Origin of the sequence: Isoptericola variabilis, assembly GCF_050311655.1 — a bacterium.
GTDB classification, from domain to species: Bacteria; Actinomycetota; Actinomycetes; order Actinomycetales; family Cellulomonadaceae; genus Isoptericola; species Isoptericola variabilis.
Map to the genome: position 1 here is coordinate 64,121 of NZ_JBNOZM010000007.1, position 19,432 is coordinate 83,552.

The window sequence follows — 19,432 nt, forward strand, 5'->3', positions numbered from 1 at the left end:
GCACGGTAAGCACAGGGTGCGGGGTGGCGCGCGCCGGGTGACATCCAGGACACTCGTCTTCACAGGTACCAGCGAGCATGAAAATCCCTTACCGCCCGATTCTCGGAGGCCTGCAATGACGCACCCCGTCCCGACAGAACCCGCCGCCCACCGATCCCTCGGACGCCGCGGCTTCCTCTCCCTCGCGACCGCCGGGGTCGCCGGCTCCGCGCTGTCCGTGACCGTCGGCTCGATGACGCCCGCCACGGCGGCGACGACGGCGAGCACGACGGCGGCCGCCGCCGGCACCACCGCCCGCAAGCGGGAGCTGCGCGCGATGTGGATCTCGTCCGTCGTCAACATCGACTGGCCCTCGCGCACGGGGCTGAGCGCGGACGAGCTGAAGGCCGAGTACCTGCACTGGCTCGACGTGGCCGCGAGCATGAACCTCAACGCCGTCTTCGTCCAGGTGCGGCCGACGGCCGACGCGTTCTGGCCCAGCCCCTACGAGCCGTGGTCGCAGTACCTCACCGGCACGCAGGGCGGCGACCCGGGCTTCGACCCGCTCGCCTTCGTCGTGGCGGAGACGCACGCCCGCAACCTGGAGCTGCACACCTGGTACAACCCGTACCGCGTCTCGATGCAGCCGGACCCGGCGAAGCTCCTGCCCACCCACCCCGCCCGGCAGCACCCGGACTGGGTGTGGCCGTACGGCGGCAAGCTCTACTTCGACCCGGGCCTGCCGGAGGCCCGGGAGCACATCTACGCGGCGATCCTGCACAGCGTGGAGCACTACGACATCGACGGCGTGCACTTCGACGACTACTTCTACCCCTACCCCGTGGCCGGCCAGACGCTGCCCGACGCCGCCACCTACGCCGAGCACGGCGCGGGCTTCGCGACGGTCGAGGACTGGCGGCGGCACAACGTCGACGAGTTCGTCCGGACGATCTCCGAGCGGATCAAGGCGCTCAAGCCCTGGGTCAAGTTCGGCATCAGCCCGTTCGGCATCTGGCGCAACGCGTCGACCGACCCGCGCGGCTCGGACACGGGGGGCTCGCAGAGCTACGACCTGCAGTTCGCCGACACCCGCACGTGGGTGCTCGAGGGCTGGCTCGACTACATCAACCCGCAGATCTACTGGCAGTTCGGGCTCGCCGTCGCCGACTACGCGAAGCTCGTGCCGTGGTGGGCCGGCGTGGCCGCGCAGTCGGGCACCCACCTGTACATCGGGGAGGCGCTGTACAAGGTGACGTCCGGGGTGTTCACGGACCCGGCCGAGCTGAGCAACCACCTCACGTTCTGCGCGGAGGTCACGGAGCAGGGCACGCCCGTGCACGGCAACGTGTACTTCTCCGCCGTGCACGTGCCGCAGGACCCGAAGGGGTCGATGTCGCGGGTCTACGCGGACCACTACAGCCACCCCGCGCTGGTCCCGACGATGCCGCACCTGCCCGGCACGGCCGTGCAGCAGCCCGTGCTCACGCACGCCCGCCGCGGGGACGACGGCGTCGAGCTGCGCTGGGTGGACGCGGCGCCGCACCGTCGTCGCGCGACGTCGTTCGCCGTCTACCGCGCCGCCGGCGACGCCCGGCCCGACGTCGAGGACGCCACGCAGCTGCTCGGCACCGTCCGCTCCGACGGGGGCGTGCTGCACGACTTCACCGACACCACCGCGGTGAGCGGCGAGCGCTACTCCTACGCGGTCACCGCGCTCGACCGCCTGTGGAACGAGTCGCGACCCAGCGCGACCCGGCGCGCGTGACACCGGTCGGGCGGGGCGCACGTCCCTACGATGCTGGGCATGACGTCCGTCCCGCCCGACCGGCCGAGCACCGCCTACCTCGACCACCTGTTCCGGGAGAGCGAGGAGCGACGTCTCGCGGCACCGCCCGCCGACGTCGCCCCCTCGCTGCTGCCCGCGGCCGTCGCGGACGGAGTGGAGCGGGCCGCCGAGGCGCTGGAGCCCGACCTGCGCGAGATCGTCGAGCGGCTGCACGCCGACCCGGAGCAGGCCTGGCAGGAGCACCGCAGCGCCGCCCTGCTGGTCGAGGTGCTGGCCCGGCACGGGATCGACGCCGAGCTCGGCGCGCACGGCGTCCCGACGGCGTTCCGCGCGGAGCTCGGGGGCGGCGGCTCCGACGGCAAGGGTCCGACCGTCGCGATCTGCGCGGAGTACGACGCGCTGCCCGTCATCGGCCACGCGTGCGGGCACAACGTCATCGCCGCCGCCGGGGTGGGCGCGTTCCTGGCGCTGCGCGAGGCGATGACGTCGAGCGCGGCGCCCGCGGGCCGCGTCGTCCTGCTCGGCACGCCCGCCGAGGAGGGGCACTCGGGCAAGGAGGTGCTGGCCCGCGCCGGCGCGTTCGACGACGTGGACGCGGCGATCATGGTGCACCCGTACGGCCAGGACGTCGCCGAGCAGGTGTGGCTGGGGCGGCGGCTGCTCACGTGGACGTTCACGGGCCGCGCGGCCCACGCGTCCGCCCAGCCGTTCATGGGCCGCAACGCGCTCGACGCGGCGAACCTGGCCTACCAGGGCATCGGCCTGCTGCGGCAGCAGCTGCCGCCGGTGGACCGCGTGCACGCGACCGTCGTCGAGGGCGGCACCCGGCCCAGCATCATCACCGAGCGCGCCGTCATGCGGCTCTACGCCCGGTCGAAGTACCCGGACACCCTGCGCGACCTGTCCGCCCGGCTCGACGACGTCGCGCGCGGCGCCGCGCTCATGACCGGCACCGAGGTCGAGATCCTGTGGGACGACGGCGCCCTGCCGAGCCTGCCCGTGCGCACCAACGCGGCGCTCACCGAGCGCTGGGTGGCGGCGCAGCGGCGGCGCGGGCGCGACCCGCTGCCGCCCGGCGTCGTGTCCGAGACGCTCGCGGCGTCCACCGACTTCGGCAACGTGTCGTTCCGCGTGCCGGGGATGCACCCGCTGATCCAGGTGGCGGCGCCCGACGTGGCCCTGCACACCGCCGAGTTCGCCGACGCGGCGGGCGGGCCCGCCGCCGTCCCGGCCGCCGTCGACGGCGCCGTCGGGCTGGCCCTCACCGCCCTGGAGTACCTCACCGACGACGCGCTGCGGACCGCCGTGCACGACGAGTTCGTCGCGCACGGCGGCCCGCTGGACGTGCCGCGCTACTTCGACTGACGCAGCGCGTCGTGCGAGGCGGCGTCAGCCGTTCGCCGGCACCCCGACGTTCGCGGGCACCGTGCCCGGCACCTCCTCGCGCAGCAGGGTCGCCTTCGCGGCGGGGCGCTCGTCCGTCACCGTGAACCGCAGGGTCTCGGTGAACTCACGGCCGCGGTGGTCGGTCGCGGTGACCTGGGCGGTGTGGGTGCCCTCGTCGAGGTCCACCGGGAGCGGCAGCCGCCACAGGTGCGCGTTCGACTGCGTGACCCCGCCGCTGGTGAGCAGGTTGCGCGTGGCCGCGAACGTGTCGGAGTACTCCCATCCCGACGCGAGCGCCTCGCCCCGCATGGGCTGCGTGTGCTCGGCGTCGACCGCGGCGCCGCCGTCGACCGACACCTCGACGCGGGCGTCCGAGGAGCCGGCGTAGAAGTTGGCGGTGAGCCAGCTGTCGCCCGCGAGGTCGTCGGCGCTCACCAGACGCTCGTCGCCGAGCGCCGGCGCCGCGCCGACCTTGCCGCCGTCGCGCCACTCGAGCTGCTTGGCCGCCCACTCGCGCCAGTGGGGCGTGTTCACGCCGAGCGCGAGCTGCAGGTCGTCGGACTCGCCGCGGATCGTGTACCGCTCGGAGAACTCGTTGCCGTCCAGCTCGAGCGTGAGCACGCCGGGGCGCGCGCCGTCGGTCATGAACGCGTACGGCAGGCCCTGCTCGTCGAGGCCGCCGGAGTACCAGTTGCCCGATACGGCGCCGGCCACGAGCTGGGTGTGCTCGAGCTCCGGGACGCCCGCCTTCGCCCACTCCTCGCGGGTGTCGCCCGGGAGCAGGTTCTCCAGGCGGTGCGTGTGACCGCCGATCGTGACGGCGTTGCGGCCGCGGAGCACGTCGTACAGCGCCGGGGCGTTGTCGACGATCACCGACGCGTGGTCGAGGATCGGCGCGTGCGTCGCGACGACGACGAGCTTGTTCTTCGGCACCTCGGCGAGGTCCGCCTCGAGCCACGCGAGCTGCTCGTCGTCGATCTTCTCCCAGTAGCCGCCGTTCTTGCCGTCCGGCTTGGCGCCCTTGTAGACGATGCTGTCGAGCACGACGACGTGCGCCTGCCCGACGTCGTAGGAGAAGTAGCCCGGCCCGAACTGCTGGCGGAACGTGTCGAGAGCGCGGGAGTCGTCCGCCGCGTCGTAGTCCATGTCGTGATTGCCGGGCGCCAGGCGGATCGGCCCGTTGGCGTCGCGGTAGATGTCCTTGAGCGCCGGGTTGAGGCTCAGGTCGTCGCCCACGTTGTCGCCGAGCAGCAGGATGCCGCAGCTGGCGTAGTCATCGCGGTCCATGAGGTCCGCCACGGCGCCGTCCCGGGCGTAGCCCATCTCGGTCATGTTGTACGCCTGCGTGTCGGAGGCGATCGGGCAGCTCTGCGCCGCCTTGCCGGTCGCCTTCGACTTCCCGAGCGGGAAGTTGACGGCCTTCGGCAGCGGGCCGGTGGGCTCCAGGCCGCCGTACTTGAGGTCGGGCGAGCCCTCGGGCAGGTGGGTGTAGCTGAACTGGGCGATGGCGTTCTCGTCCACCGGCACCTGGTAGCCCGCGGGCTGGGTGACGAAGACGGTCATGTCGTCGAACGCGGGGAGGCTGTAGCGGCCCTTGCCGTCGGTCGTGACGACGTCGCGCCCGTTGGACACCTGGACGCCGGCGACGCCCCGCTCGTTGCGGTCCTGGGTCGAGTCCTCGTCCTTGTCGTGGAACACGGTGCCGGTGAGCACCTCGGGGTCGGCGGCCTCGCCGCGCACGACCTCGACGTGGCCGGTGTACAGGCCTGCCTGGGCGCGCTGGGCGGCCGCGGCCGCCTTCGCCTCGGCCGGCTCGGGTGAGGGCACGGCCGCGGCGCCGGGCGCCACGAGGACCAGCCCGACGAGCGAGGCGGCGCCGGCGGCGGCGCAGGCCTGGCGGATGCTGCGGGGGTTCATGTACTTCCTCCGGGGTCGTCAGAGAGAGCGGATCGAGTACACGCCCTCGTCAGGGCGCTCCGACATGCCGATGGCGACGACGGTAGGCAGCCGAGGCAACCGTCCGGTGACGTCGAGACGCCGGGCAGCCGAACGTCGGTCGGGGCCCGGCGAACTCCCAGCGAACGGGGGCGCTTCGTTACCCGGCGGACACCCCTCCCGAACACGGGCGACATGCGGGCTCCCTACCGTCGGGCGCAGCCGACGTTTCCCGGCCGACCTCAGGAGGAGCCCCCATGCACGACGGACGAGACGCCGCCGAGACCCTCACCGCCGGCCTCGGCCGCCGGCGCTTCCTGCAGGCCGCGGCCGGCGTGGGCGCCGGGGCGGCGCTGACCGTCGGCGCGGCGGTCCCCGCCGCCGCCACCTCGGGCGGCCCCGCCGCCGGCCGCGGCGGGCCGGCGTCGTTCGGCGGCGTCCTCCAGCCGGGGAAGGGTCGCATCCGCGGCGACCACTACCTGCGCTCCGATGTCGACGACGTGCTGTGGGGCTACGTGCCCTCCGTGCACGCGACGGCCGTGACGCGCGTGCGCTCCGGCCGCACGATCACCATCGACTCGGTGTCGCACGAGGGCATCCTCGAGGACCAGGGCCGCGACCCGGTCGCCTGGTTCGGCGAGCGCGGCATCCGCCGCCGCGAGGTGCTGGACGACGCGGTCGCCATCGCCGGCGGCTACGACCGCACGGCGCGCGACTTCGACACCGACGGCCCGCACGTCATCACCGGCCCGGTCCACGTCGAGGGCGCCGAGCCCGGCGACGTGCTGAAGATCGAGACGCTCGACGTCGTCCCGCGGGTGCCGTACGGCGTCATCTCGTCCCGGCACGGCAAGGGCGCGCTGGCCCTCACCGCCGTGGGCGCGCCCGCCGGCATCACGCTCGACGAGGTCATGCCGCCCGTCGCGACCGACGGACGCGCGACCGGCGTCCCCACCGAGTACGGCAACGTGTCGGTGCTGGCGCGGATCCGGGGCGACCGGGCCACCATCGGCGAGGGCGGCTCCCGCGTGTCGTTCCCGCTGCGGTACTTCTTCGGCACGATGGGCGTCGCGTTCTCGGAGAACACGAGGCTCACCGCCCCCGAGGCCAACTCGATCCCGCCCACCCTGGGCGGCGGCAACATCGACATCAGCCGGCTGGGCGCCGGCTCCACGTTCTACCTGCCGGTGCGCGCGCCGGGGGCGCTGTTCTACGTGGGCGACCCGCACATGGCGATGGGCGACGGCGAGGTGGCGCTCACCGCGATGGAGGGTTCGCTGCGCGGCACGTTCCGCCTCACCGTGTGCAAGCCCGGCTCCGGCGACGCGCCGTCCGTCGCGTACTCGTACCCCTTCGCCGAGACCGCCGACGCCTGGATCCCCATCGGCCTGTCCGACCCGGACGGCGCGGTGGGCGGCAACGGCAGCGACCTCGACGTCGCGATGCGGCGCGCGGTCGTCAACGCCCTCGACTTCCTGGAGCACGACCAGGGCCTGGACCGCGCTATCGCGTACGCCTACCTGTCCGCGGCGGCCGACTTCGCCGTCTCGCAGGTCGTCGACCGCACGGTGGGCGTGCACGGACTGGTGCGCAAGGCGGACTTCCGGGGCTGACGGGACCGCCCTGACACCCGGCCGCGACGCCTGGCAAGATCGACCCCATGCACGAGCGCGCGGGGAAGCCGGCCCAGGACATCGACCTCATCGACGTCGACCAGGTGGTGGGGGCGTACTACGACCTCGTGCCGGACGTCGCCGACCCGGCGCAGCAGGTGGTGTTCGGCACCTCCGGGCACCGCGGCTCCAGCCTGGACACGGCGTTCAACGAGGCGCACATCGCGGCGATCACGCAGGCGATCGTCGAGTACCGCGCGTCGCAGGGCACGGACGGCCCGCTGTTCATCGGCCGTGACACGCACGCCCTGTCGCTGCCCGCATGGCAGACGGCGCTGGAGGTGCTGGCCGCGGCGGGCGTCACGGTGATGGTCGACGCGCGCGACTCGTTCACGCCGACGCCCGCCGTGTCGCAGTCGATCCTCATCCACAACGGCGCGACGACGGGCGACGGCGTGCGCACGCAGGGGCCCGGCCTCGCGGACGGCATCGTCGTCACGCCGTCGCACAACCCGCCGCGCGACGGCGGCTTCAAGTACAACCCGCCGCACGGCGGGCCCGCCGGCTCGGAGGCCACGGGCTGGATCGCGGACCGCGCCAACGAGATCCTGCGCACCGGCGGCCTCGCGTCGGTGCGCCGCGTCTCGCTGGAGGACGCGCTCGCCGCCGAGACGACCCACAAGCACGACTTCCTCACCACGTACGTGGACGACCTGCCGAACGTCGTCGACCTCGACGCGATCCGCTCGGCCGGCGTGCGCATCGGCGCGGACCCGCTGGGCGGCGCGTCGGTGGAGTACTGGGGCGCGATCGGCGAGCGGTACGACCTGGACCTCACCGTGGTGAATCCCCAGGTGGACCCGCGCTGGTCGTTCATGACGCTCGACTGGGACGGCAAGATCCGCATGGACTGCAGCTCGCCGTACGCGATGGCGTCGCTGGTGGAGCGCATGCAGGGGGACGCGCCGTTCGACGTCGCCACCGGCAACGACGCGGACTCCGACCGGCACGGCATCGTGACCCCCGACGCCGGGCTGATGAACCCGAACCACTACCTGGCCGTGGCGATCGAGTACCTGTACGGCGGCGCGCGGCCGGGCTGGCCGGAGGGCGCGGCGGTCGGCAAGACGCTCGTGTCGTCGGCGCTGGTCGACCGCGTCGTGGCGGGCCTGGGCCGGCGGCTGGTCGAGGTGCCCGTGGGCTTCAAGTGGTTCGTGCCGGGCCTGCTGAACGGCGAGGTCGGCTTCGGGGGCGAGGAGTCGGCGGGGGCGTCGTTCCTGCGCCGCGACGGCCGCGTCTGGTCGACGGACAAGGACGGCCTGCTGCTGGCGCTGCTCGCCTCCGAGATCATCGCGACGACGGGTCGCACGCCGTCCGAGCACCACGCCGACCTCGTCGGCCACTACGGCGAGTCCTGGTACGCGCGCGTGGACGCGCCGGCCACGCGCGCGCAGAAGTCGCGCCTGTCCGCCCTCTCCCCCGACGAGGTCACCTCGACGACGCTCGCCGGGCAGGACATCACCGCGACCCTCACCGAGGCGCCGGGCAACGGCGCGAAGATCGGTGGCCTCAAGGTGACGACCAAGGACGCGTGGTTCGCCGCGCGACCGTCGGGCACGGAGGACGTGTACAAGATCTACGCCGAGTCGTTCGTCTCGGCCGACCACCTCGCCCAGGTGCAGGACGCCGCCAAGGAGCTGGTCGACGGCGCGCTCGGCGACGCCTGACCGTTCCCTGAGGGGCACCAGGACGGGCCGCGTCCACATCGCGGCCGGAAGTTGATTTCAACAGGCAACCTTTTTATGTTTGCTCCCCGCAACCAACACGGGGGTGGGCAAGCATGCCTGAGCACGCGCGGTACGAGGAGCTCCAGCGCCAGATGCGCGCCGTCGGCGCGGTCAAGCGGACCATCGTGCGGAACCTGCCGCAGGACTGCGCCGTCGGGCCGACGGCCGTCATGTCGACGCTGCGCCGTCAGGGGCCGATGCGGTTGAGCCGCCTCGCGGACCAGCTCTGGCTGGACCTGTCCGTGACCAGCCGGCACGCGTCGCACGCCGTCGACCAGGGCTGGGTCGAGCGCACCCACGACCCGGACGACCGGCGGTCGTGGATCCTCAGCCTCACCCCGGCGGGACGACGCAAGCTCGAGCAGATCTCCGAGCGCACCACCGGCCTGTTCGCCGAGCGGATGGGCGACTGGGACGACGCCGAGATCGAGCGGCTGACCGAGCTCATGGCCCGGCTGCACGGCAGCTTCGCCGAGTGCCCGACGTCGGGCCGCGCCGCCGTCCCCGCCCGGGCCTGACGGCCCGACCCCACGCACGACCCGCGAGCCCGAGCACCCTCGGACCGCAGCTTCCCGAGAGGACCTTCATGGCATCGACCACAGCGGCGGCCCCCGCGCACGCCAAGCGCGGCGGGCGCACCGACCACCAGCCCGGGGTCTCGATGAGCCACCGGCAGATCCTCGAGGCCCTGTCGGGCCTCATGCTGGGCATGTTCGTCGCGATCCTGTCCTCCACGATCGTCTCGAACGCCCTGCCGGAGGTCATCGCCGAGCTCGGCGGCGGCCAGTCGGCCTATACCTGGGTCGTCACCGCCTCGCTGCTGTCGATGACCGCCACCACCCCGCTGTGGGGCAAGCTCGCCGACCTGTTCAGCAAGAAGGTGCTGGTGCAGGTCGCGCTGGTGATCTTCGTCCTCGCATCGGCGGCGGCCGGGCTCGCGCAGTCCGCGGAGTGGCTGATCGTCTGCCGCGTGTTCCAGGGCATCGGCACCGGCGGCCTGTCGGCCCTGGCGCAGATCGTCATGGCCACGATGATCGCGCCGCGCGAGCGCGGCCGGTACTCCGGCTACCTGGGCGCGACGTTCGCCGTCGCCACCGTCGGCGGCCCGCTGCTCGGCGGCGTCATCACCGACACCGACTGGCTCGGCTGGCGCTGGTGCTTCTACGTCGGCGTCCCGTTCGCGCTCGTCGCGCTGATCGTGCTGCAGAAGACGCTGCACCTGCCCGTCGTGAAGCGCGACAACGTGAAGATCGACTGGGGCGGCGCGTTCCTCTCCACCGCCGCCGTCTGCCTGCTGCTCCTGTGGGTCACGTTCGCGGGCGACAAGTACGAGTGGAACTCGTGGCAGACGTACGCGATGACGGGCGGCGCGCTCGTCCTCGTCCTGCTGTTCGTGCTGGTCGAGTCGAAGGTCTCCCAGCCGATCATCCCCATGCGGCTGTTCCGCAACCGCACCGTGGCCCTGTCCTCGGTGGCGTCGCTCTTCGTGGGCGTGGCGATGTTCGCCGGCACCATCTTCTTCAGCCAGTACTTCCAGCTGGCGCGCGACAAGTCGCCGACGATGGCCGGCGTCATGACCATCCCGATGATCGGCGGCCTGTTCGTCTCGTCCACCCTCTCCGGCCTCATCATCACCAGAACCGGCCGCTGGAAGGGCTGGCTGGTCTCCGGCGCCCTGCTGCTCACCGCCGGGCTCGGGCTGCTCGGCACCATCCGGTACGACACCGAGTACTGGCACGTCGCCGTCTTCATGGCGGTGATGGGGATCGGCGTCGGCATGATGATGCAGAACCTTGTCCTCTGCACGCAGAACCAGGTGGCCCCGGCCGACCTGGGCTCCGCCAGCTCGCTGGTGACGTTCTTCCGCTCGCTCGGCGGGGCGATCGGCGTCTCCGCGCTCGGCGCCGTCCTGGCGCACCGGATCCCCGACTACGTCGCGGACGGCCTGCGGAACCTGGGCCCGAAGGGCGCCGAGCTCGCGCAGGGCGCGGCGGGCGGCTCGGGCGACATCCCCGACATGGACCAGGTGCCCGAGCCCCTGCGCAGCGTCCTCGAGGCCGCCTACGGGCACGGCATCGCCGACGTCTTCCTCATCGGCGCCTGCGCCGCGCTGGTCGCCTTCCTGCTCGTCGCCTTCATCAAGGAGGTCCCGCTGCAGACCAAGGGCGCGATGGAGCAGTCCGCCGCCGAGGAGGCGTCGTCGGAGGCGACGGAGGCCGCCGCGGACACCGAGGCGTACGTCCCGGAGCTCGTCGCGGTCGCCGCCGGGCCGACGGCTCGGCGGGCCGCGCCGACGGCGGACGTCGCGCAGGCCGGCGACGGCGACGCCCCCGGCGTCACCGTGCACGGACTGGTCCGCGGCGCGGAGGGCGCGCCGCTGCCGCAGGCGGCGATCACCCTCATCTCGCTGGGCGGCCGCCAGCTCGGCCTCGCGATCGCCCGGTCCGACGGCGCGTACGCGGTGGACGCCCCGGGCGCCGGCACGTACGTGCTCATCGCCTCGGCCGACGGGTTTCAGCCGCAGGCCTCCACGATCGTCGTCGGCACGGCGCCGCTGGCCCACGACGTGCTGCTCAGCGGCACCAGCGGCCTGCGCGGCGTCGTCCGCGGCCCGGACCTCCAGCCCGTCGCGGGCGCGATGGTGCTGGTCACGGACGTGCGCGGCGACCTGCAGGCCAGCACCGGGACGGCGGAGGACGGCACGTTCGCCCTCGAGGAGCTCGTGCCCGGGCCGGTCACCGTGGCGGTCAACGCGGCCGGGTTCCGGCCGCGGGCGCTGCCGGTCGAGGTGGGCGCCGCCGGCGTGACACACGTCGAGGTGGAGCTCGCGGCGGGCGCCCGGGTGACCGGCGTCGTGCGCGCCCCGCACGGCCCGCTCGCGGACGCCCGGGTGACCCTCCTCGACGCGGCGGGCAACGTCGCCGGGACGGCCACGACCGGCGCGGACGGCGCCTACGCCTTCACCGACCTGGACGGCGGCGAGTACACCGTGATCGCGACGGGGTACCCGCCGGCGGCGACGGCCGTGAGCCTCGCCGGCGCGGGCGTCGACGGGCACGACATCGTCCTCGCCCACCCCGCGGAGTGAGCGGCGTGCTCACCGCCACGATCCGCACGCGCGACGGGTGGGCCGTGCCGCACGCCGTCGTCACGCTGACGGACGCCGCCGGCGCGCAGGTGCTGCGCACGGCCGCGGACGACGACGGCGCGGTGCGCGGCGAGGCGGCGCTGGCCCCGGGCGGGTACGTCGCCATCGTCACCGCGGTGGGCTACGCGCCCGCCGCGACGTCGGCGATCGTCACCGCCGCGGGCCGGGCCGCCCTGGGGGTCGTGACGCTGTCCCGGCAGGGCGGCACGGAGCTGCCTCCGCCGGGCCCGTGGACGATCGACCCGGCGCACTCGTCGGTGACGGCGGTGGCGCAACACCTGGGCATCTCCAGCGTGCGGGGCCGGTTCACCGAGCTCGCCGGCCGGATCCACGTCGCGCCCGCCGACGTCTCCCGGTCCGGCGTGGCCGCGATCATCGCGGCGGCGTCCATCGACACCGGCAACGCCTACCGCGACGGGCACCTGCGGTCGCCGGACTTCCTCGACGTGGAGCGGTACGAGCACATCACGTACCGCTCCACGGGGATGACGCCCGTCGCCGACGGCCGCTGGACCGTGCACGGCGACCTCACCCTGCACGGGCTGGCGCACCCGGTCGACCTCGACCTCACCTACCTGGGCACCGGCGCCGACGCGCAGGGGGTGGTGCGCGCGGCGTTCCGCGCCACCACCGAGCTGCGCCGCGACGCCTTCGCCATCCGGTACAACGAGGTCGCCGCCGCCGGCGTCGCCATCGTCGGCACCACCCTCAAGGTGGAGCTGGAGATCCAGGCCGTGCAGGGCGCCTCGCTGCCCGCGTGATGTCCTCGCGCTACTCGCAGGCGGTCCCGTCGCCGTCGCGGTCCAGCCGGGAGGAGTAGCCGGGGTCGCCACGGTGCACCGGCGCCGCCCCGGCCGCCCGCGCCGCGTCGCAGTTCGCGAACGGCCCGCCGGCGCCCGCGGAGTCGTCCGCAGAGTCATCGGCCGGCGTGACGTCGGGCGCGGACCCGCCGGTGGGCAGCGGCTCGTCGGGGCACCGGGAGAGGATGCCCGCGATGGCGTCGTGCTCCGCCTTCGTCACCCACAGCGCGTACGCCTGCTTCACCGCGACCTGCCGTGCCACGTACTGGCAGCGGAACGCCTTGGACGGCGGCAGCCACGTCGCGGCGTCGCCGTCGCCCTTGCCCGAGTTGGTCGGGCCGTCGACGGCGAGCAGGTTGAGCGGGTCGTTGGCGAGCTGCCGGCGCGCCTCGCCGTCGAGCTGCTGGGCGCCCTTCTGCCACGCGTCGGACAGCGCGACCACATGGTCGATCTGCACCGCGGTGGACGTCGCCTGCCCGCGCAGGAAGTCGATGCGCGTGCCCGTGTACGGGTCGGCGAGCACGCCGCTCAGCACGATGCAGTCGTGCGTGTCCGGGTCGGTGACGGTGCGGCTCAGGTCGCGCGCCAGGACGTCGTTGCGCGTGTCGCACCCGTTGTGGTCGACGTCGGCCCACGCCGGGCCGAACTGGTCGCGTGTGTATCCCGTCTTGGGGGCGCGCCCCTTGACCGGCAGCATCTCCAGCGCCGCGAGCGCGGTGCCCGACCCCGCGGGCTCCGTCTCCGCGGGCCCGTCCGGCGCGGGTGCCGCCGTCGCCGCCGGGGGCTCGACGTCGGAGCCGCCGAGACCGGGGGACGCGGGCTCGAGCCCGCCCGCGCACGCGCCGAGCACGAGCGCGACGGAGACGCCCAGCGCTGCGATGCCGCCGCGCCGGGTGGTGGTGGCCGCCCTCACCGCGCGGGGTGGGCGAGCAGGTCGGCGTACTCGGGGTGCCGCTGCACGTAGGCCTTGATGAACGGGCACAGCGGCACGATCTTCTCGCCCGCGGCGCGCACCTGGTCGAGCGCGCCGGCCGCGAGCTGCGAGCCGATCCCCTGCCCCTCGAACGCCGGGTCCACCTCGGTGTGCGTGAAGACGACCACGGCCGACCCCGCGTCGTCCCTCCGCTCGTAGTACGCGCCGCCGGCGCGGCGACCGTCGTCGAGCCGGGCGAGGAAGACCTGGTTCTCACGGTCGTCGACGACCGTCACGGGGGTGGGGGTGGCGTTCATGGCCCCCATCCTGGCCGGTGACCCCGACATCTGTCGCCCACCGTGCCGCGACGAGGCGGACCTCACGCCGCGGGGCGGGCCTGCTCCTCGTCGTCGGGCAGCAGGCGGTGCAGCAGCGGCGTGTTGACCCGGGTGGTGAAGAAGTCGATGAGCGGCCCGGCGAAGAACGCCGTCATGACGGTCCCCACGCCGACCGGACCGCCGAACGCGACCGCCAGCCCGACGAACGCCAGGTCCTGCACCACCCGCACCGCCCGGTACCGCCACCCGGTGCGGTCGACGACGATCGGCGCGATCGCGTCGTACGGTGCCGTCCCGATCCCCGCGGTCATGTACGCCGACGCGCCCGCCGTGAACAGCACGATCCCCACCCCGAAGAGCGCCGCCTGCAGCAGGTGGCCGGGCGGGTCGGGCACCAGGGGGTTCAGCACCGCGCCGAACCACTGGACGAAGAACCCCGTCATCACCATGTTGATGACCGTGCCCAGGCCGACGTAGCGGCGCGCCCACACCACCACGGGCACGAGCAGGACGACGTTCACGGCGAGCTGGTACGCCCCGAGGCCGATGCCGAGGTGCCCGCTGACCCCGATGTTCGCCGCGGTGAACGGGTCGACCCCGACGTGCGCGGACAGCAGCACGGCCGACCCGAGGGCCAGCACCGCGACGCCGCCGAGCGCCCAGAGCGCACGCGGGACGAGCTGCGCCGCGCGCACGCGGCCCCTGGCGGTCATGGGTCGTCACGCTAGAGGTCCCCCGGGCCGGGCGCGCGCGGAGGCGCTGCCCCGGCACCATGCCCGCTCACCCTGGCGCCACGCCCTGCCGCCCCACCCGCGGGGGTGGGAGAATCCGGCAGTGACCGAGCCCGTCCGCGAGGGCCCCGACACGGCGTCGGGCGCCCGGAAGCGCAACCCGTACCTCGACGTCGTGCGCGTGCCGGGCGCCGCCCGGTTCTCCGTCGCGGGCGTGATCGCCCGGCTGCCGATGTCGATGGTCGGCATCGGCACGGTGCTCATGGTGCAGGCGCTGTACGGCTCGTACGCGATGGCAGGCCGGGTGTCGGCGGTGCTGGTGGTGGCGCAGGCGCTGGTGGCGCCGCAGATCGCCCGTCTCGTGGACCGGTCGGGCCAGGCCCGGGTGATGACGCCGATGCTCGTCGCGACGACCGTGGGGCTCCTGGGGCTGGTGGCGGCCGCGACCCTGGGCGCCCCGGAGTGGGTGCTGTGGGTGTGCGCCGCGGTGGGCGGGGCGAGCCAGGGCTCGTACGGGTCGCTCGCCCGGGCCCGCTGGTCCCACGTGCTCCCCGAGGCGCAGCGCGTCCACACCGCCTACTCGCTGGAGTCGGCCCTCGACGAGCTGGTGTTCATCGTGGGCCCGGTGCTCGCCACCACGCTCGCCACGACGGTGATCCCGTCGGGCGGCCTGCTGGTGGCGGCCGTCGTGGGCGGCGGCGGGGCGGCCTGGTTCCTCACGCAGCGGCGCACGGAGCCGCCCGCCCGCGGCGCGGCGGTGCCCCCGGACGGCGAGCGCCTCGGCACGGTGACGCACCCGGACGCCGTCCGGCTCGACCGCCGCTCCGCGATCCGCATGCCCGGGATGCCGGTGCTCGCCGTCGTCTTCGTCGGCATGGGCGTGATGTTCGGGTCGAGCGACGTCGCCACCGTGGCGTTCGCGGAGGAGCAGGGGGTCAAGGGGCTCGCGGGCCTGGTGCTCGCCTGCTTCGCGCTGGGCTCGATGGTCTCGGGGCTCGCGTACGGGGCCCGGCACTGGGTGTCACCGCTCTCGGTCCGGTCCACGGTCACCGCCTGCGGGATCGCCGTCGGCGTCTCGCTGTTCTTCTTCGTCCAGAACCTCGTGGTCCTGGGCGTGGTGATGTTCGTGGCCGGCTTCGCCATCGCCCCGACGCTCATCAACGGCAACGCCCTGGTGCAGGCGCTCGTCGCGCCGCACCAGCTCACCGAGGGCCTCACCTGGGTCGGCACGTCGCTCGGCGTGGGCGTCTCGCTCGGCTCGTGGCTCGCCGGCGTCGCCGTGGACGCCGTCGACTCGCACGCCGGCTTCCTCGTCACGATGTCCGGCGGCTGGGCGTGCGCCCTGCTGGCGCTCGCCGCGCTGCCCGGGATGCGGCGCCGACGCCCGTACGCCGACGTCGCCTGAGCCGGCCCGCCCGGGCTCCGGGCACAGGGCTCAGGGTTCGGGGTGGTGCGCGTCGTAGCGCCAGAACCGGGGCTGCAGCCGCACGACCAGCCACAGCACGGCGACGCACGCGAGCCCGCCGGCGACGGCCGCCCACCCCTCGCCGAACCACGTGGCCTCCGAGCCGAGCACCATCTCCCCGAGCCGCGGCCCGCCCGCCACCACCACGATGAACACGCCCTGCAGGCGGCCGCGCATGTGGTCCGGCGTCGCGGTCTGCAGGATCGACTGGCGGAACACGGACGAGATCGCGTCCGACCCGCCCGCGAGCAGCAGCGCCACGCCCGCGAGCACGACGGCGCCCCACAGCACGCCGTCCGGCGCGTCCGGCCCGACGGCGACGAGCACCGCGCCGAACGCGGCCACGCTCAGGCCCCACGCCGTGATCGCCCACACGATGATCCGGCCCTGCCACCGCACGCGGACGAGCGCGCCGGAGAACACGCTCGCGAGGATGCCGCCGACGGCGAACCCGGCGGCGAGCACGCCCGTCGTCGTCTCCCCGCCGCCCAGGTAGAGCGCGCCCGCCGCGGGCCACAGCACGCGCGGGAACGCGAGCACCATCGCGGCGAGGTCGACGACGAACGTCGTGCGCACGTTCGGCCGCGTCGCGAGGTAGCGCAGCCCGTCGAGCACGGAGCTCAGCCCGACGACGCGGCGCCGGGAGGGTGCGGCGCCTGTGGCGCCGTCGTCGGCGTCGTCGTCCAGCGACTGCTCGGGCGGGACGGCGGGCAGCCGCCACACCGCCCACAGCGCGGCGGTGAACAGCAGCGCGTCGAGGGTGTACGCCCAGGCGTACCCGAGCCGGGCCACGAGGAGCGCGCCCACGAGCGGGCCGCACGTGAGGGCCACGTTGAACGCCAGCGTCTGCAGCGCGAGGGCCGCCGGCATGAGCTGTGGCTCCAGCAGGCGCGGCACGATCGACGAGCGCGCCGGGTTGTTGATGGCGAACGCCGCGGACTGCACCGCCACCAGCCCGTACAGCAGGTTCACCGAGCCGACGTCGAGCCACGCCTGCGCCGCGATGGCCGCCGTCACCAGCCACAGCACCGAGGACGCGAGCAGCGAGACGCGGCGCCGGTCGTAGTGGTCCACCAGCGCGCCGCCGTACAGGCCGAGCGCGACCAGCGGCACCAGCGCCGCGATGCCCAGCGTGCCCACCGCGAGCGTGGAGCCCGTCAGGGCGTACACCTGCAGGCCCACCGCGACCACGGTGACCTGGGTGCCGATGTTGGAGACGCCGAGCCCCCACCACAGACGGCGGAACGCCGGCGAGACGCGCAGCGGCGTGAGGTCGGCGATCAGTCGGGGCACGGTGTCCCAGGGTATTCGTGTTCCGCGGGCAGCCCCGGGCGGGTCTGCCGGAGCCCTCCGTCGAGGGTCCGGTGATCGTCCGCCCGGGGCCGCCGCGTGCACCCCGCGGCGTCGGTGGTGTCGTGGGCGCGGCCCGGCCCCCTGCGCCGTGCTGCGCCCACGCCGACCCCAGCCGGGGCGGAGCTGCCACGGGACACTCCCCAGTGATCCCCCGTGACAGCGCCGCCCCGTCCGGAGCCGGTACCGGCTCCGGTGGGGTCAGCGGGTCGCGACCGCGAGCGCCTCCCTCCGACGGCGCAGCACCAGCATGCCGCCCAGCACGATCAGCAGGAGCGCCGGAGCCAGCAGCCCCAGGTCGCCACCCGTCGTCGGCAGGGTCTGCATCGCGCCGGTGCCGTCGGCGCCATCAGCGCCGGACGCCGCCGTGGCGCCGTCCGACCCGGTCCCCGTCAGCAGCCCCGAGCCGTCGGATCCGGTGCCGTCCGCACCCGGGACCGCCGTGACGGGCCCGCCCACCGGGGTGGTCGAGCCGGTGCCGTCCTCGCCCGGGGCGTCCGAACCACCGTCGCCAGGCGTTTCGGTGCCATCACCCGGGTCAGTGCCGTCACCGGGATCGGTGCCATCACCCGGGTCAGTGCCGTCACCAGGATCGGTGCCATCACCAGGATCGGTCCCGTCACCGGGGTCCGTGCCGTCACCAGGATCAGTACCGTCACCAGGATCCGTGCCGTCACCAGGATCGGTGGCGGTGGTGCCGTCCTCCAGGACGTCGTCGACGAGCCCGTCCTCGGCGAGGACGTCGTCGGTCACCGCCCCGAGGTCGCCCTCGAGCAGGTCGTTCGCGGTGTCGTTGACGTCCTCGACGACGTGCTCGACGAGTTCGTCGGTGACGCCGTCCTGCGGCTCGTCGGCGCCGATGACGTCGTCCACGGTGCCGTCCTCGCCGGCGATGCCGTCGACGGTGTCCTCGACCAGGTCACCCGTGCCAAGCACGTCGTCCACGGTGCCGGTCGAGTCGACGACGTCGTTGAGCACCGGGTCGAGGCCCTGGTCCTCCAGCACGTCGTCCACCAGACCGTCCTCGGCGGTCACGTCGTCGACCACGCCCGGCAGGTCGCCGGCCGTCACCGAGTCGAGCGTCGAGTCCACGTCGTCCACCACGGCCTCCACGAGACCGTCGGTGACGCCGTCCTCCGGCGCGTCCGGGCCGACGACGTCGTCCACGGTGCCGTCCTCACCGAGCAGCCCGTCGGCGGTGTCCTGCACCGTCGACCCCGTGCCCAGCAGGTCGTCCACCGCGCCGGTCGAGTCCACGACGTCACCGAGCACCGGGTCCAGACCCTGGTCCTCCAGCACGTCGTCCACCAGACCGTCGTCGGCCGTGAGGTCGTCGGTCACCGCGCCGAGGTCGCCCTCGGTGAGGTCCCCGACGACCTGCTCGACGTCGTCGAGCGCGTGCTCGACGGCCTCGTCCGTGACGCCGCCCTCGGGCTCGTCGGCGCCGACGACGTCGTCCACGACACCGTCCTCACCGACGACCCCCTCCACGACGTCCTGCAGCAGCGACTCCGTGCCGACGGTGTCGTCGACCGTGCCCGCCAGGTCCGAGACCTGACCGACCAGGTCGTCGGCGGCCGTGTCGACGCCGCCGTCCTCCAGCGCGTCATCGAGCACGCCGTCCTCGGCAGCGACATCGTCAACCACGTCCGGCAGGTCGCCGGCCGTGACCGAGTCGAGCGTCGAGTCGACGTCGTCCACCACGGCCTCCACGAGACCGTCGGTGACGCCGTCCTGCGGCTCGTCGGCGCCGAGGACGTCGTCCACGACGCCGTCCTCACCGAGCAGGCCGTCCACGATGTCCTCGACGGCCGAGCCGGTGCCCAGCAGGTCGTCCACCGTGCCGGTGGAGTCCACGACGTCGCCGAGCACCGGGTCCAGACCCTGGTCCTCCAGCACGTCGTCCACCAGACCGTCCTCGGCCGTCACGTCGTCGACCACGCCCGGCAGGTCGCCGGCCGTCACCGAGTCGAGCGTCGAGTCCACGTCGTCCACCACGGCCTCCACGAGACCGTCGGTGACGCCGTCCTCCGGCGCGTCCGGGCCGACCACGTCGTCCACCACGCCGTCCGGTCCGAGCAGGCCGTCCACCGTCGAGCGCAGCAGCGACCGCGTGCCCAGCACACCGTCCGCCGTACCCGCGGTGTCGGACACCGAAGCGGTCAGCTCGTCCACCGCACCGTCCAGCCCGGACACCTCAC

The 19,432-nt window shown here is 74.1% G+C and carries 14 protein-coding genes; 8 read left to right on the forward strand and 6 right to left on the reverse strand.

All coding sequences use genetic code 11. The features are described 5' to 3' along the window. Positions 1 to 115 precede the first annotated feature (115 nt). Positions 116 to 1,744, forward strand: a complete 1,629-nt coding sequence (locus ACQP60_RS15730; protein WP_429734485.1) for a glycoside hydrolase family 10-like protein — start codon at positions 116 to 118, stop codon at positions 1,742 to 1,744. Positions 1,745 to 1,783: 39 nt separating this feature from the next. Continuing rightward, positions 1,784 to 3,130, forward strand: coding sequence for a M20 family metallopeptidase (locus ACQP60_RS15735; protein ID WP_429734487.1), 1,347 nt, complete (start codon positions 1,784 to 1,786; stop codon positions 3,128 to 3,130). A 24-nt stretch (positions 3,131 to 3,154) separates the two neighbouring features. Here the strand turns inward: ACQP60_RS15735 and ACQP60_RS15740 are convergent, their stop codons facing one another. Then, entirely contained in the window at positions 3,155 to 5,068 is a 1,914-nt protein-coding gene (locus tag ACQP60_RS15740; RefSeq protein WP_429734489.1) for a calcineurin-like phosphoesterase C-terminal domain-containing protein, read from the reverse strand. A 275-nt stretch (positions 5,069 to 5,343) separates the two neighbouring features. On the opposite strand from ACQP60_RS15740, the gene ACQP60_RS15745 reads away from it, so the two are divergent. The 5 genes from ACQP60_RS15745 to ACQP60_RS15765 all read left to right on the forward strand — a co-directional run bounded on the left by ACQP60_RS15745 (position 5,344) and on the right by ACQP60_RS15765 (position 12,395). Beyond that, positions 5,344 to 6,699 (forward strand): acetamidase/formamidase family protein, encoded by a 1,356-nt coding sequence (locus ACQP60_RS15745; RefSeq protein ID WP_429734491.1) that lies wholly within the window; start codon positions 5,344 to 5,346, stop codon positions 6,697 to 6,699. Between the two features lie 47 nt (positions 6,700 to 6,746). Beyond that, complete coding sequence (pgm, locus tag ACQP60_RS15750) at positions 6,747 to 8,426, forward strand: phosphoglucomutase (alpha-D-glucose-1,6-bisphosphate-dependent) (protein WP_429734493.1); 1,680 nt, start codon at positions 6,747 to 6,749, stop codon at positions 8,424 to 8,426. Positions 8,427 to 8,539: 113 nt separating this feature from the next. Further along, the gene (locus tag ACQP60_RS15755) at positions 8,540 to 9,004 is read left to right on the forward strand and encodes a MarR family winged helix-turn-helix transcriptional regulator (protein ID WP_429734495.1); all 465 of its coding nucleotides are present in this window, start codon (positions 8,540 to 8,542) and stop codon (positions 9,002 to 9,004) included. 68 nt (positions 9,005 to 9,072) lie between these two features. Beyond that, positions 9,073 to 11,574 (forward strand): MFS transporter, encoded by a 2,502-nt coding sequence (locus ACQP60_RS15760; RefSeq protein WP_429734497.1) that lies wholly within the window; start codon positions 9,073 to 9,075, stop codon positions 11,572 to 11,574. 5 nt (positions 11,575 to 11,579) lie between these two features. After that, on the forward strand, positions 11,580 to 12,395 hold the full coding sequence (locus ACQP60_RS15765; protein WP_429734499.1) for a YceI family protein: 816 nt from the start codon (positions 11,580 to 11,582) through the stop codon (positions 12,393 to 12,395). A 10-nt stretch (positions 12,396 to 12,405) separates the two neighbouring features. On the opposite strand, the gene ACQP60_RS15770 is transcribed toward ACQP60_RS15765, so the two are convergent. The 3 genes from ACQP60_RS15770 to ACQP60_RS15780 all read right to left on the reverse strand — a co-directional run bounded on the left by ACQP60_RS15770 (position 12,406) and on the right by ACQP60_RS15780 (position 14,398). Beyond that, entirely contained in the window at positions 12,406 to 13,347 is a 942-nt protein-coding gene (locus ACQP60_RS15770; protein WP_429734501.1) for a GmrSD restriction endonuclease domain-containing protein, read from the reverse strand. Then, entirely contained in the window at positions 13,344 to 13,664 is a 321-nt protein-coding gene (locus ACQP60_RS15775; RefSeq protein WP_429734503.1) for a GNAT family N-acetyltransferase, read from the reverse strand. Before ACQP60_RS15775 ends, ACQP60_RS15770 begins: the two co-directional genes overlap by 4 nt. 62 nt (positions 13,665 to 13,726) lie before the next feature. After that, positions 13,727 to 14,398, reverse strand: coding sequence for a YczE/YyaS/YitT family protein (locus ACQP60_RS15780; RefSeq protein ID WP_429734505.1), 672 nt, complete (start codon positions 14,396 to 14,398; stop codon positions 13,727 to 13,729). A 121-nt stretch (positions 14,399 to 14,519) separates the two neighbouring features. Between ACQP60_RS15780 and ACQP60_RS15785 the strand changes: the two genes are divergently transcribed. Next, positions 14,520 to 15,821, forward strand: a complete 1,302-nt coding sequence (locus tag ACQP60_RS15785) for an MFS transporter (protein WP_429734507.1) — start codon at positions 14,520 to 14,522, stop codon at positions 15,819 to 15,821. A 30-nt stretch (positions 15,822 to 15,851) separates the two neighbouring features. Here the strand turns inward: ACQP60_RS15785 and ACQP60_RS15790 are convergent, their stop codons facing one another. Both ACQP60_RS15790 and ACQP60_RS15795 read right to left on the reverse strand, forming a co-directional pair. Then, complete coding sequence (locus tag ACQP60_RS15790) at positions 15,852 to 17,174, reverse strand: MFS transporter (RefSeq protein ID WP_429734509.1); 1,323 nt, start codon at positions 17,172 to 17,174, stop codon at positions 15,852 to 15,854. A 258-nt stretch (positions 17,175 to 17,432) separates the two neighbouring features. Further along, positions 17,433 to 19,432: hypothetical protein (locus tag ACQP60_RS15795; protein ID WP_429734511.1), on the reverse strand; the 2,000-nt coding region annotated here is incomplete at its 5' end.